Source organism: Paraburkholderia sprentiae WSM5005 (assembly GCF_001865575.2).
GTDB classification, from domain to species: Bacteria; Pseudomonadota; Gammaproteobacteria; order Burkholderiales; family Burkholderiaceae; genus Paraburkholderia; species Paraburkholderia sprentiae.
This window is the reverse complement of record NZ_CP017561.2, coordinates 1,113,019-1,125,852: the sequence shown is the minus strand read 5'-3', so window position 1 is coordinate 1,125,852 and position 12,834 is coordinate 1,113,019. Positions and strand designations below refer to the sequence as shown.

The following is a 12,834-nucleotide window of genomic DNA, read 5'->3' as shown; positions in this document are numbered from 1 at the left end:
TGACGATGCTGAAAAGGCTCTTCCCCCACCCGTGGCTCACCGTCGTGCTGATCATGTGCTGGGTGCTGCTGATGAACGACGTCTCGCCGGGCAATCTGCTGCTCGGCGCGGTGCTCGGCGGCGTGATCTCGTTTAGCGTCGCCGAAGGCTTGTGGCTGCGGCCGGTGCGCGTGGGTCGGCCGTGGCTGCTCGCGCGTCTCGCCTGGCACGTGTTCATCGACATCATCGTGGCCAACGTCGAGGTCGCGCTGCTCGTGCTCGGCCCGACGAAACGGCTGCGCCCCGCGTTCATCGAGGTGCCGCTCGATAGCACCCACGAGATCGCGCTCACGATACTCATCAGCGTGGTCTCGCTGAGCCCCGGCACACTGTGTGCCGAACTCAGCGACGACCGCACTCGCCTCGCCGTTCACGTGCTCGATCTCGACGACGAAGCAGCGCTCATCGCGCTGATCAAGTCCCGCTATGAAGCCCCTTTGATGGAGATCTTCGCATGCTAGCCATGGTGGTTCCGATCTCGCTCGCGATCCTCGGTATCGCGTTTTTGCTCACGCTGTGGCGCCTCGTGCGCGGTCCGTCGCTGCCCGATCGCATCGTCGCGCTCGATACGCTCAACATCAATGCGATCGCGTTGATCGTCGTGTACGGGATCAGCTTGCGCTCGACACTTCTCTTCGAGGTGGCGCTGCTGATCGCGGTGATGGGTTTTCTCGGCACTGTTGCGCTCACCAAGTATTTGCAGCGCGGCGACATCATCGAACTCAACTAGCGCGAGGTGGGCGATGCAAACCGTTATCGAAACGATCGTTTGCGTGCTGCTGCTCGTCGGTAGCCTGTTTACGCTGATCGGGGCGGTCGGGCTCGCGCGGCTGCCTGACTTCTTCATGCGGCTGCACGGGCCGACTAAATCGACCACGCTGGGGGTTGGCGGCATCGTGCTCGCGTCGGTGGTGTATTTCAGTGCGCACGACAACTTTGCGAGTCTGCACGAACTGCTGATTCCGGCGTTTTTGTTTCTTACCGCGCCGATCAGTGCTCATATGCTGGCGAAGGCTGGGATTCAGCAGCGGGTGCCGTTGTCGGGGGCGACGCGCGGGCGGCCGCCTGTTACGGGGGCTTGTGCGGAACGGGGGGATACGGGGGAGCTGTTGGAGAGGCGCGAGGAGTAGACCTGTTCGACCTTCGCGCCGGTAACACGCCTCCTCATCGGCCGACGTACGGGTGCAAGAACTGGCAACTCTCGTTAAGTAGTTCGGCGACAGCATTGCACACCAGCATTTTTTGCTCGGTATCGTAGCGAACGACGATCGAACTGCGGTGCGCGGGGCGGCTTTTGTTTTTTAGTCGAAAGACTCAGGAGCGACGGCCCCACCTTTAATCACAAAATGCGCCGCGTCAACGCCTGGGGCGAAAAATCGCCAGTCTTCGGCGCCTTCAATTCGATCCGGGGTAACGACCAGGCGAAATCCGCGCGACAGCGAAACGATCATGCCCCCGTCATCACTTACCGACACGCCGTCGACAATACAAGGTCCGCTGCTCTACCAGCAGTTCTCGAAGGCGATCCGCAGTCGCGTATGCCGTTTCGTCGGACCCGCTGAGATCTTCTTCAGTTGCCACAACATGAGCCGCTTCCTCTAGCCTCCAGGGGCATTGGATATGGAGTGCCCATTCGCCGACATTCTTGATAACGCCGCGAAAGTTGGTGACGGGCCGCAGATCGCCAAACCCCAAAGTCAGCATATCGGCAGCACGGTTCGCGCTGCTCAATTGCAGGCCCTGAAGCGCCGACAAACGATGCCCGATTTCTCTCTGTGTATCAATCATCAAAAATTCTCCTGTTCTGACCTTGTTAATCACCACAGGTTGAACATATCTTTCGCGCGCTCCATGATTTCATGACACCCGAGCCCTTGACCGGTAATGTCGTCGTGAAGCTGCCGGGATTGACGCGGCGTTAGGCGCAAAATTCGAGCGATGCCATCGGTTTGTTTGTTCTGTGCCTGATTGTTGCGAGTTGTTTCCTGACTACCAGCGATCTGCACGGCGTCCACGCCAGACATGTAAGGCCGATACTCGAATGGCGGCGCATCCCCAAGCAGCGTTGATGCGCCCCTATCACCAGTCCCGGTCGCGCGCGCAGCGTTCAACCGGGCTTGCCAGGTGGCCGGGTCATACTGGACGGACAGCACAGATTCGCCGTCCCGGCGATTGCCGGCCCTCGCTGCGATATTCCGCAACGGCGTGCTGCGGTAGGGTGACGGAAACAGGCTATCGCGAGGGCCTTTAATGGCAAGCAGGGCACGCCGGCGCACCTCCTCGAGAAGCGCGACGATGACCCACCAGCCATCGGCGTCAGGGTTGCGGTCCCGTACGCGATGAAAAAACAGCCAGTGACTGCCAATGAGATTCCTGATCAGTTTCCGGTCCTCTGCCACGCCCTGTGATTCAGTTGGGCAATGTCAAGAAACTCCCGGGTCTCCGCCTTGGTCCTCTGAAGGTCTGCGGCCTTGCCGAGGCACGCTTTATAGTGCCATTCGTCGCAGATGACATAACAGGCCCCCGGTGGCCGCTGGCAGGACAGCTCCACGGAGTGCATCTCAAATACGGACTGGGGCATAGGTGTGTCGATGAGCCCAGAAAAACAAAAACCCTGCAAGTCACTGAACTTGCAGGGTTTTGATGTTTCGTTCTGGCGGAGAGACGGGGATTCGAACCCCGGATAGGCTATTAACCTATACACGCTTTCCAGGCGTGCGACTTAAACCGCTCATCCATCTCTCCGGCGGGGAGCCGAATTATAGCAAACTTCGCGCCTCGCGCCACACCCCTCCCAACGCCCCGCGCAAACGGCCTACGGATGCCGAATATAGTCCACCAGCGCAATCGTATAAGCGTCCGCCTTGCGGTCGATCAAGCTCACCCCAATCGCCACGAGAAACCCCGCCGGCACACCGAACACGCCCGAGCTAATCGGCTCGATACCGAACCAGCGCGCGCCCGTGAAGCCCGTCATCTGCGTGAAGAACGGATACGTCGACACGATGTAGTAGATGCACACGACGAGCCCCGCGACCATCCCCGTCACCGCGCCGAGCCGCGTCGTACGTTTCCAGAACACCCCGAGCACGAGCGCGGGAAACAGACTCGACGCCGCCAGCGAAAACGCCGCCCCGACCAGAAACAGAATGTTTCCCGTATTCAACGACGCCACGTACGACGCGAACAGCGCGACCCCCAGCAGCAGAATCTTCGAGATCGTCACACGCCGCTGGCTCGACGCGTTCGGATCGACCATGTGGTAGTACACGTCATGCGACAGCGCGTTCGCAATCGTCAGCAGCAGACCATCCGCGGTCGATAGCGCCGCCGCCAGCGCCCCCGCCGCGATCAAGCCGGACATCACATACGGCAGCCCCGCGATCTCAGGCGCCGCGAGCACGACCATATCGGGCTGCATCTGGATCTCGCTCCAGCGCACGATGCCGTCGCCGTTCGTATCGGCGAGGCTGATCAGGCTCGGCTCGACCTTGCGCCATTGCATCAGCCATTGCGGCAGATCGGCAAAACGATGCCCGACCAGATTCGACAGAATGTCGTACTTGATCAAGACCGCGAGCACCGGCACAGTCAGATAGAACAGCGCGACGAAAAAGAGCGTCCAGCCGACCGAGCGGCGCGCCGACGCCACCGAAGTGGTCGTGTTATAGCGCGTCAAAATGTGCGGCAGGCTCGCCGTGCCGAGCGACAGACACAGCAGCAGAGACAGAAAGTTACGCGCATGCGTGCTTCGGTCTTCGTCGCCGACCGCGGGAAACGGTTCGTGCATCGGCACCGGCGCGGTCGCGCGCATCAGCATGTCGTCGCGCTGCTGGCTCCAGACGATCTGCGCGGCGGCGGCATCGCGGGGAAACTGTTCGAGTGCGCGCTCGCGCTCCTTGATCTCGCGCAACGGACCGTTATGCCGCCGCAGATCGCCGACCTCGTGCGTGAGCCGCTGCTTCTCGTCGACGAACGATTGCGGCAGCGTGTCGAGCCGCAGCTGCATCAGCGCGGCACGGCGTCGATAGTCGTCGCGCACGCGCGCCTCGAGCGGCGCATCGCGCACCTGCTTCTCGAGCCCTTCCATGCGCTCCATCAAACGTCCATAGCTGAGTTGAGGCACCCAGCCGAGGCCGTCCTTGTGCGCGATCATCGACACCGGTATCAGCATCGCCAGGATCAGGATGATGTACTGCGCGACCTGGGTCCACGTGACGGCGCGCATGCCGCCCAGAAACGAGCACACCAGAATGCCCGCGAGCCCGCAGAAAATCCCGACCGCGAAATCGACGCCGATAAAGCGCGTCGCGATCAGCCCGACGCCCTGGATTTGCGCGACCAGATAGACGAACGAGCACAGGATCGCCGCAAGCGCCGCGAGGCCGCGCACCGCGTTGCTCGAATAGCGCGTGCCGAGAAAGTCGGGAATCGTGTAGCGCGCGAGCTTGCGCACATACGGCGCAAGCAGGAACGCGACGAGGCAGTAGCCGCCGGTCCAGCCCATTACGTAGGCGAGGCCGTCGTAGCCAGTCGCGTAGATCGAGCCGGCAAGGCCGATGAATGACGCGGCCGACAGCCAGTCGGCCGCGGTCGCCATGCCGTTGAACGCCGACGGCACGCGCCGCCCCGCCACGTAGTATTCGACCAGATCGGACGTGCGCGACAGCACGCCGATCACCGCATACACCGCGATCGGCACGAACAGGAACACGTAGCCGATCCAGACTCCAGGGCCGGTGCTACGCTCGATGCGCCACATCACGTACACGAACAGCAGGAACGCGAGCGTATAGAGCACGTACGAGCGAATCAGCCGATGCGTGCGCTTCATGGGCTCAGCGTCCGCGCACGGCCGGCGTGTCGGCGCCGGCCTTGACGTCATCGTTCGCGCGGCTCGGGGAATCCGCGGCGGGACCGCTTGCGGCATCGCGCTGCGAATCCACTTCGAACGCGCGCTGCAACCGACGATCGGCGCGCTGCATCAGCACGATATAGACGACGATCAACGCGAGGTAGATCAGAATCGCCCCTTGCGCGCCGAAGTAGAACGGCAGACTGAAGCCGCCGACGCGCACCTGCGCGAGCGCCGGTGCCAGCATCGGCACGACGAAGGAGACGAAAAAGCCGAGCGTCATCAGCGTCGCGATCAGCGCGAGGTTGAAACGCCAGTACTTGCGATGCGCGAGCGCCATCGCCGCCGAGACCGGCGGCGGTTCGGGCGGGGGGTTCAAGGTAGCGTGGGAGGATAGGTGTGGCGCGGCCATGCGCCTATGTATCAAAAAGGCATCGGCGAGGCAATTGGGATTGTCCGCGCGACGCCACGATGCAAGACCGCCGCGCGAACGACAGGTCTGCCCGGCGCGCCCGGCGGCGTGTCGATCGACACACCGCCGCGGCTCGCGCAGACCCGCTTGCAACGCTTTAAATCGACTCGCCGAGCTGGTCGAGAATCGCCGGATTTTCGAGCGTCGATACGTCCTGCGTGATCGCCTCACCCTTCGCGAGCGAACGCAACAGACGACGCATGATCTTGCCCGAACGGGTCTTCGGCAGGTTCTCGCCGAAGCGGATGTCCTTCGGCTTCGCGATCGGACCGATCTCCTTGCCGACCCAGTTGCGCAGTTCGTTCGCGAGCTTGACGGCCTCTTCGCCTTGCGGACGCTCGCGCTTGAGCACGACGAACGCGCACACCGCCTCGCCGGTCGTCGCATCGGGGCGGCCCACCACGGCCGCTTCCGCGACCAGCGGATTGGCGACCAGCGCCGATTCGATCTCCATGGTGCCGAGACGATGGCCCGATACGTTCAGTACGTCGTCGATACGGCCCATGATCGTGAAGTAGCCGGTCTCCTTGTCGCGCACCGCGCCGTCGCCGGCCAGGTAAACCTTGCCGCCGAGCTCGTCGGGGAAATAGCTCTTTTTGTAGCGATCCGGGTCGCCCCACACATTGCGCAGCATCGCCGGCCACGGGCGCTTGATCACCAGAATGCCGCCCTGCCCGTTCGGCACGTCCTGGCCGGTTTCGTCGACGACCGCGGCCATGATGCCAGGCAGCGGCAGCGTGCATGAACCCGGCACGAGCGGCGTCGCACCCGGCATCGGCGCGATCATGTGGCCGCCCGTCTCGGTCTGCCACCAGGTATCGACGATCGGACAACGGCCGCCGCCGACGTTCTCGTAGTACCACACCCACGCTTCCGGATTGATCGGCTCGCCGACCGTGCCGATGATGCGCAGCGTCGACAGGTCGTAGCTCTTCGGATGCACTTTCGGGTCGGCCTCGGACACCTTGATCAGCGAGCGGATCGCGGTAGGCGCCGTGTAGAACAGCGTGACCTTGTGCTTCGCGATCATCTGCCAGAAGCGTCCGGCATCCGGATAGGTCGGCACGCCTTCGAACACGACCTGGGTGCCGCCGAGCGTCAACGGTCCGTACGTGATGTAGCTATGACCGGTGATCCAGCCGATGTCGGCGGTACACCAGAACACGTCGGTGGGACGCCAGTCGAAGGTCCACTTCAGCGTTTGCGCGGCCCACAGCAGATAGCCGCCGGTGCTGTGCTGCACGCCCTTCGGCTTGCCGGTCGAGCCCGATGTATAGAGGATGAAGAGCGGATGCTCGGCGTCGACCCATTCTGGCGCGCACTGGTCCGACTCGCCCTGCGTGAGCTCGTGCATCCACAGGTCGCGTGCTGCGTCCCACGCGACCTTGCCGCCGGTGCGCCGGTACACGATCACGCTCTTGACCTTCTCGCAGCCGCCGAGCGCGAGCGCTTCGTCGGCGATGGTCTTCAGCGGCAAGGCCTTGCCGCCGCGCATCTGTTCGTCGGAAGTGATCAGCGCGACCGCACCGACGTCGACGAGCCGCTCGTTGAGCGACTTCGACGAGAAACCGCCGAACACGACCGAGTGCGTGGCGCCGATGCGCGCGCATGCCTGCATCGCGACGATGCCCTCGATGGACATCGGCATATAGATGACGACCGGGTCGCCCTTCTTCACGCCGCGTTTTTTCAGCGCATTCGCGAAGCGCGATACGCGTTGCAGCAGATCCTGATAGGTGACGTTGGTGACGGTGCCGTCGTCGGCTTCGAACACGATCGCGACGCGCCCGCCGTTGCCGGCCTCGACATGACGATCGATGCTGTTATACGACGCGTTCAGCTGGCCGTCTTCGAACCACGTGTAGAACGGCGCCTTCGATTCGTCGAGCACCTTCGTGAACGGCTTGTGCCAGCTCAGCGTCTCCTTCGCGAGACGCCCCCAGAAGCCTTCGTAGTCGCGCTCCGCTTCGGCGGCGAGCGCCCGGTACGCGTCCATGCCGGAGATCGTGGCACCCTTCGCGGAGTCGGTGGAGGGCGGAAAAACGCGGCGTTCCTGAAGAACCGATTCAATCGCAGACATCGACAACCCCTTGGTGAAGATGAAACCTAAAACCTTGTACCGGCGCGCGGCGCGCGCGCGGGCCTGATCCTGTTCGAGCCGCCCACGAGCGGCGCTGTCTCCTACCTCGCGATGCCGTCCAACGCGTGCGTGCGGCATCGCAGCATCCCTGCGTGCGGGCGCCTGCTCAGTCCTATCCCGCGTTGACGCTTAACCATAAGTGCAGCAACTTACCGGCCACTTACGCGCATCGCGCTGATCCGCAAGCGAAAACCCTTAGATCGCGTCAGCCATCGACGCGCTCAGGCGTTGATCAGACGAGAGCCACGCGCCTTTACGCTCTCTCGCACGGCCTTTTACAATGCTAACTGAACTAGCCGTCCGGACTCCAGCTTGAATCGCTACGCCCTGCTTCTCATTACCTCGATGCTGCTCGTCGGCAGCAACGTCGGAATCGGTAAATCCATCGTCGCCTTCGTCCCCGTCCCGTTGTTCGCGCTGCTGCGTTTCGTGATCGCGATGGCCGTGCTATGGCCGCTCTTGCGCGTGAGCAAACTACGCCGCGTCAACCGCGACGAATGGATCGGCCTGTTTTTACAGGCGCTGTTCGGCACCTTCGGCTTCACGCTGCTGATGCTCAACGGCGTCGCGCGTACCAGCGCGGTCGCGGCTGGCGTAATCACCAGCACCATTCCGGCGGTCGTCGCGCTGCTGTCGTGGCTGATCCTGAAGGAGCGCCCGGATGGCCGCGCGCTCGCGTCGATCGTGCTGGCGATCGTCGGCGTGGTCGTCATCAATGTCGCGCACGTCGAAGCGGGCGCGTATGCGACGGCCGCCACCGGCTCACTTGCGGGCAACTTCATGGTGCTCGGCGCGGTGTGCTGCGAATCGCTGTACATCATCCTGTCGCGCCGCCTCACGCAAACGCTCGCGCCGATCGACATCTGCGCGTATACGCATCTGTTCGGCCTGCTGCTGATGCTGCCGCTCGGCGCCGGCGCGCTCGCGCATTTCGACTATCGCGCGGTGCCGTCGAGCGTCTGGATGCTGGTGCTGTGGTACGGGCTGTCGGCCAGCATCTTCTCGTTCTGGCTGTGGATGAAGGGCATCCGACACGTGCCCGGCGGTCTCGCCGGCGTGTTCAGCGCGGTGTTGCCGGTCGCCGCGGCGCTCTACGGCATCGTGTTCCTCGGCGAGCGGCCCACGCTCGCGCACGGCATCGCGCTCGCCTGCGTGATCGCCGGTATCGGCCTCGCGAGCCTGAAGGCGCGCCGCGTGCCGCCGGCCGCATCGTAAGCGTGGCGGGTGCGCTGCCGGCCGCGCGGCAGCAGATTCGACCAACGCTGTACAATAGCGCGCCTGTCGCGAGTCTCGCGACCCTTCGATGGCCGCGCCCCGCACCGCCGTCGGCGCCTGGCCCGTGTTCCCGTCACCCGCGCTTCATCTGACCGTTGCCTATGTCCGCTTCGCGACCCGCCTCCGCCCGTCCGCGCCGCCCGATGCGCGCGCTTCCCCGCCTCGTTTTCATGAGCCGCTGGCTGCAGGTACCGCTGTATCTCGGGCTCATCGTCGCGCAGGCCGTCTACGTGGTGCTGTTCCTGAAGGAAGTCTGGCATCTGGTCACCGACTCGATGAAGCTCGACGAAACCAGCATCATGCTCGTCGTGCTGGGCCTGATCGACGTGGTGATGATCTCGAACCTGCTGATCATGGTGATCATCGGCGGGTATGAAACGTTCGTGTCGCGACTCGGCCTCGACGGTCATCCGGACGAACCGGAATGGCTCGATCATGTGAACGCCGGCGTGCTGAAAGTGAAGCTGTCGATGGCGCTGATCAGCATCTCCTCGATCCATCTGCTGAAGACCTTCATCAGCCCCGACCAGAATACGACGCACACCATCATGTGGCAGGTGATCATCCACGTCGCGTTCCTCGTATCGGCGCTCGTGATGGCGCTCGTCGACCGCCTCACTACGCACACCCACCCCAAACATGTCGAAGAGTCCGCGGCATTGCACGCCGTGGGCGGCACCAAGCTTTCCACTCCCATGAAGGCGCAAGACTGACCGCACCGCGCTGCGATCCGACAACAAGCGCCCCCTCCCCACTGAGCTAGCCATGACCGTCATCAAACAGGAAGACCTGATTCAGAGCATCGCTGATTCGTTGCAGTACATCAGCTATTACCATCCGCTCGACTACATCGAAGCGCTTGGGCGCGCGTACGAGCTCGAACAGAGCCCCGCAGCGAAGGACGCGATCGCGCAGATCCTGACCAACAGCCGCATGTGCGCCGAAGGCAAGCGCCCGATCTGCCAGGACACCGGCATCGTCACGGTGTTCGTGAAGGTCGGCATGGACGTGCGTTGGGACGGCGCCACGATGAGCGTCACCGACATGATCAACGAAGGGGTGCGCCGCGGCTACCTGAACCCGGACAACGTGCTGCGCGCATCGATCGTGAGCCCGCCCGAAGGCGCGCGCAAGAACACCAAAGACAACACGCCGGCCGTGATCCACTACGAGATCGTGCCGGGCGACAAGGTCGACGTGCAGGTGGCGGCCAAGGGCGGCGGCTCGGAGAACAAGTCGAAGTTCGCGATGCTGAACCCGTCGGATTCGATCGTCGACTGGATCCTGAAGACCGTGCCGACGATGGGCGCGGGCTGGTGCCCGCCGGGCATGCTCGGCATCGGCATCGGCGGCACCGCCGAAAAAGCGATGTTGATGGCGAAGGAATCGCTGATGGACCCGATCGACATTCAGGACGTGATCGCGCGCGGCCCGAAGGACTGGATCGAAGAGCTGCGCGTGGAGTTGCACGAGAAAGTCAACGCGCTCGGTATCGGCGCGCAGGGCCTCGGCGGCCTGTCAACCGTGCTCGACGTCAAGATCATGGCCGCGCCGACGCACGCTGCGTCCAAGCCGATCGCGATCATCCCCAACTGCGCGGCGACGCGCCACGCGCACTTCACGCTCGACGGCTCGGGCGTCGCGAAGCTCGAAGCGCCGTCGCTCGATGCATGGCCGAAGGTGCACTGGGAACCGAACACCGAAACCAGCCAGCGCGTTGATCTGAACACGCTGACGCCGGAACAGGTGGCGGGCTGGAAGCCGGGGCAGACGCTGCTGCTGTCGGGCAAGATGTTGACGGGCCGCGACGCCGCGCACAAGCGCATCGCCGACATGCTCGCGAAGGGCGAGAAGTTGCCGGTCGACTTCACGAACCGCGTGATCTACTACGTTGGCCCGGTCGATCCGGTACGCGACGAAGCGGTCGGCCCGGCAGGCCCGACCACCGCGACACGTATGGACAAGTTCACCGAGACCATGCTCGCGCAAACGGGCCTGATTTCCATGATCGGCAAGGCCGAGCGCGGCCCGGTCGCGATCGAGGCGATCAAGAAGCACAAGGCCGCGTACCTGATGGCCGTCGGCGGCGCCGCGTACCTCGTGTCGAAGGCGATCCGCAGCGCGAAGGTGCTCGCGTTCGAAGACCTTGGCATGGAAGCGATTTACGAGTTCGACGTGCAGGATATGCCGGTCACGGTCGCCGTCGATTCGAACGGCACCTCCGTGCACCAGACCGGCCCGAAGGAATGGCAAGCCAAGATCGGCAAGATTCCGGTCGCCACGGCTTGATGACTGGCGATCGGCGCCACTCAGGCCGGTAGAAAAGCCGGGACAGCTGTCCCGGCTTTTCTATTGCCGCGCATCAGGCATGCACGAGATGGCGTGCGAAGCCGCAATACCGCCAAAAACTCGCGTCGGATTTCTTGGCTTTTTTGGGCATGGCGTTTATTGTTGTTGGAAATTCAAGGTCCCCGAAAAAGGAAATAACATGCAAGGCGACAAGAAGGTCATCGAATACCTGAACGCGCAGCTCAAGAACGAGCTGACCGCGATCAACCAGTACTTCCTGCATGCGCGGATGTACCGCCACTGGGGCCTCGACAAGCTCGGCAAGCACGAGTACGACGAGTCGATCGGCGAAATGAAGCATGCCGACATGCTGATCGAACGTATCTTCATGCTCGACGGTCTGCCGAATCTGCAGGACTTGCACAAGCTGCTGATCGGTGAGGAAACCAAAGAGATCCTCGAATGCGATCTGAAGCTCGAACAGATTTCGCAAAACACCTGCAAGGAAGCGATTGCGTACTGCGAATCGGTGCGCGATTTCGTCTCGCGCGAAATCTTCACGACGATTCTCGACGATACCGAAGAGCACATCGACTGGCTCGAAACGCAGCTCGATCTGATCGACAAGGTCGGCATCCAGAACTACCAGCAAAGCGCAATGGGCTCGGTCGAATCCTGATCGAAACGCGCTGAAGCATTCCGCATGGTAGCGGCACGGCTTCACCTTTTTCCGACCGCCACGTCACGCTCGTTTTCTTCACCTATGCCCGCCCCATCGCCGTCACCGACTGTTTGCAGTGTTGCCGCTGGCGCCGCGTCGCAGGCGCCGATCGGTATTTTCGATTCGGGGCTTGGCGGGCTGTCGGTGCTGCGCGCGGTGCGCGCGCAACTGCCTGACGAGGCGCTACTGTATGTCGCCGACTCGCTTTACGCGCCCTACGGCGAGCGCGATGACGACTTCATCGCCGACCGCACGCTGGCCATCGGCGCGTGGCTGGCCGCACAAGGCGCGAAGGCGCTCGTCGTCGCGTGCAACACGGCGACCGCACAGTCGATCGCGCTGGTGCGCGACAAGCTGCCGATTCCGCTGGTCGGCGTCGAGCCGGGCGTGAAGCCCGCCGCGTTGCAATCGAAAAGCCGCGTCGCCGGCGTGCTGGCGACCCAAGCGACGCTGCGCAGCGCCCGCTTCCAGGGGCTGCTCGAACGCTACGCCGCCGATTGTCGCTTTTTGTGCCAGCCTGGCCACGGGCTCGTGCAGGCGGTCGAGCGCTGCGACGTCGGCTCGGCCGAGCTGCGCGCATTGCTGCGCAGCTACCTGGAACCGATGCTCGACGCGGGCGCCGACACGCTGGTGCTCGGCTGCACCCATTACCCGTTTCTCGATGCGGCGATCCGCGACATCGTCGGTGAGCGGCTCGCGCTGATCGACACGAGCGTGGCGATCGCGCGTCAGCTCGAACGCGTGCTCGAGCAGCACGGACTGCGCTCCGCCACGCCGGCCGCGCGCCCACCGCTGCCGCGCTTCTACTCCACCGACGACGGCGTCCGCCAACGGCAACTGGCGGCCACGCTGCTGCAGATCGAGGCCGCGGTCGAACAGGTACTGATTTCATCTCCCCGCACCTGCGCCGCCGCACGGGATTCCCAGGTCGCCTAGAAGTTGGGAGCGACGCGCGTCACGCGCCAGCTCGCAGCGTGCTGCCGACCTGCCCTCCGACGAAATCCATTCTAAGAGACTGGTTTTGTTACAAAAAATCGCGCAGG

14 protein-coding genes and 1 tRNA gene are annotated in these 12,834 nt (G+C 63.4%); 8 read left to right on the top strand and 7 right to left on the bottom strand.

Annotated features, from left to right (window positions below; all coding sequences use genetic code 11):
* The first annotated feature begins 5 nt into the window (after positions 1-5).
* Genes BJG93_RS05280 through BJG93_RS05270 form a run of 3 tightly spaced genes read left to right on the top strand, consistent with a single transcriptional unit; the run spans position 6 to position 1,169 of the window.
* Positions 6-500: a Na+/H+ antiporter subunit E gene (locus tag BJG93_RS05280; protein WP_027197282.1), complete on the top strand. Its 495-nt coding sequence runs from the start codon at positions 6-8 to the stop codon at positions 498-500.
* Positions 494-769, top strand: coding sequence for a K+/H+ antiporter subunit F (locus BJG93_RS05275; RefSeq protein WP_027197281.1), 276 nt, complete (start codon positions 494-496; stop codon positions 767-769). Before BJG93_RS05280 ends, BJG93_RS05275 begins: the two co-directional genes overlap by 7 nt.
* Positions 770-782: 13 nt before the next feature.
* On the top strand, positions 783-1,169 hold the full coding sequence (locus BJG93_RS05270) for a Na+/H+ antiporter subunit G (RefSeq protein WP_027197280.1): 387 nt from the start codon (positions 783-785) through the stop codon (positions 1,167-1,169).
* Positions 1,170-1,340: 171 nt separating this feature from the next.
* Here the strand turns inward: BJG93_RS05270 and BJG93_RS05265 are convergent, their stop codons facing one another.
* The 7 genes from BJG93_RS05265 to acs all read right to left on the bottom strand — a co-directional run bounded on the left by BJG93_RS05265 (position 1,341) and on the right by acs (position 7,446).
* The gene (locus BJG93_RS05265; protein WP_231337437.1) at positions 1,341-1,490 is read right to left on the bottom strand and encodes a hypothetical protein; all 150 of its coding nucleotides are present in this window, start codon (positions 1,488-1,490) and stop codon (positions 1,341-1,343) included.
* A 10-nt stretch (positions 1,491-1,500) separates the two neighbouring features.
* Positions 1,501-1,827 carry a hypothetical protein gene (locus BJG93_RS05260; protein ID WP_231337436.1) on the bottom strand — a complete coding sequence of 109 codons (327 nt, stop codon included), beginning with the start codon at positions 1,825-1,827 and terminating at the stop codon, positions 1,501-1,503.
* 29 nt (positions 1,828-1,856) lie between these two features.
* A complete protein-coding gene (locus BJG93_RS05255; protein WP_231337435.1) occupies positions 1,857-2,438 on the bottom strand; it encodes a hypothetical protein in 582 nt (193 codons plus the stop codon).
* A gap of 255 nt (positions 2,439-2,693) precedes the next feature.
* A tRNA-Ser gene (locus BJG93_RS05250) sits at positions 2,694-2,784 on the bottom strand.
* 70 nt (positions 2,785-2,854) lie between these two features.
* Positions 2,855-4,873 (bottom strand): sodium:solute symporter family protein, encoded by a 2,019-nt coding sequence (locus tag BJG93_RS05245; RefSeq protein WP_027197279.1) that lies wholly within the window; start codon positions 4,871-4,873, stop codon positions 2,855-2,857.
* Positions 4,874-4,877: 4 nt separating this feature from the next.
* A complete protein-coding gene (locus tag BJG93_RS05240; protein ID WP_027197278.1) occupies positions 4,878-5,306 on the bottom strand; it encodes a DUF4212 domain-containing protein in 429 nt (142 codons plus the stop codon).
* 157 nt (positions 5,307-5,463) lie between these two features.
* Positions 5,464-7,446, bottom strand: coding sequence for an acetate--CoA ligase (gene acs, locus BJG93_RS05235; protein WP_027197277.1), 1,983 nt, complete (start codon positions 7,444-7,446; stop codon positions 5,464-5,466).
* Positions 7,447-7,818: 372 nt separating this feature from the next.
* On the opposite strand from acs, the gene BJG93_RS05230 reads away from it, so the two are divergent.
* The 5 genes from BJG93_RS05230 to murI all read left to right on the top strand — a co-directional run bounded on the left by BJG93_RS05230 (position 7,819) and on the right by murI (position 12,727).
* Positions 7,819-8,721, top strand: a complete 903-nt coding sequence (locus BJG93_RS05230; protein WP_027197276.1) for a DMT family transporter — start codon at positions 7,819-7,821, stop codon at positions 8,719-8,721.
* Positions 8,722-8,924: 203 nt separating this feature from the next.
* The gene (locus BJG93_RS05225; RefSeq protein ID WP_027197275.1) at positions 8,925-9,494 is read left to right on the top strand and encodes a TIGR00645 family protein; all 570 of its coding nucleotides are present in this window, start codon (positions 8,925-8,927) and stop codon (positions 9,492-9,494) included.
* A 52-nt stretch (positions 9,495-9,546) separates the two neighbouring features.
* Positions 9,547-11,070, top strand: a complete 1,524-nt coding sequence (locus BJG93_RS05220) for a fumarate hydratase (RefSeq protein WP_027197274.1) — start codon at positions 9,547-9,549, stop codon at positions 11,068-11,070.
* Positions 11,071-11,269: 199 nt separating this feature from the next.
* Positions 11,270-11,749 (top strand): bacterioferritin, encoded by a 480-nt coding sequence (gene bfr, locus BJG93_RS05215; RefSeq protein ID WP_027197273.1) that lies wholly within the window; start codon positions 11,270-11,272, stop codon positions 11,747-11,749.
* 84 nt (positions 11,750-11,833) lie between these two features.
* Positions 11,834-12,727 (top strand): glutamate racemase, encoded by an 894-nt coding sequence (gene murI, locus BJG93_RS05210; protein ID WP_027197272.1) that lies wholly within the window; start codon positions 11,834-11,836, stop codon positions 12,725-12,727.
* Positions 12,728-12,834 lie beyond the last annotated feature (107 nt).

What these genes read in the sequence shown, in the direction of transcription:
- BJG93_RS05280 (WP_027197282.1), top strand. Translation starts at nt 6, where the DNA reads ATGCTGAAAAGGCTCTTCCCCCACCCGTGGCTCACCGTCGTGCTGATC.
- BJG93_RS05275 (WP_027197281.1), top strand. Translation starts at nt 494, where the DNA reads ATGCTAGCCATGGTGGTTCCGATCTCGCTCGCGATCCTCGGTATCGCG.
- BJG93_RS05270 (WP_027197280.1), top strand. Translation starts at nt 783, where the DNA reads ATGCAAACCGTTATCGAAACGATCGTTTGCGTGCTGCTGCTCGTCGGT.
- BJG93_RS05265 (WP_231337437.1), bottom strand. Translation starts at nt 1,490, where the DNA reads ATGATCGTTTCGCTGTCGCGCGGATTTCGCCTGGTCGTTACCCCGGAT.
- BJG93_RS05260 (WP_231337436.1), bottom strand. Translation starts at nt 1,827, where the DNA reads ATGATTGATACACAGAGAGAAATCGGGCATCGTTTGTCGGCGCTTCAG.
- BJG93_RS05245 (WP_027197279.1), bottom strand. Translation starts at nt 4,873, where the DNA reads ATGAAGCGCACGCATCGGCTGATTCGCTCGTACGTGCTCTATACGCTC.
- BJG93_RS05240 (WP_027197278.1), bottom strand. Translation starts at nt 5,306, where the DNA reads ATGGCCGCGCCACACCTATCCTCCCACGCTACCTTGAACCCCCCGCCC.
- acs (WP_027197277.1), bottom strand. Translation starts at nt 7,446, where the DNA reads ATGTCTGCGATTGAATCGGTTCTTCAGGAACGCCGCGTTTTTCCGCCC.
- BJG93_RS05225 (WP_027197275.1), top strand. Translation starts at nt 8,925, where the DNA reads ATGCGCGCGCTTCCCCGCCTCGTTTTCATGAGCCGCTGGCTGCAGGTA.
- BJG93_RS05220 (WP_027197274.1), top strand. Translation starts at nt 9,547, where the DNA reads ATGACCGTCATCAAACAGGAAGACCTGATTCAGAGCATCGCTGATTCG.
- bfr (WP_027197273.1), top strand. Translation starts at nt 11,270, where the DNA reads ATGCAAGGCGACAAGAAGGTCATCGAATACCTGAACGCGCAGCTCAAG.
- murI (WP_027197272.1), top strand. Translation starts at nt 11,834, where the DNA reads ATGCCCGCCCCATCGCCGTCACCGACTGTTTGCAGTGTTGCCGCTGGC.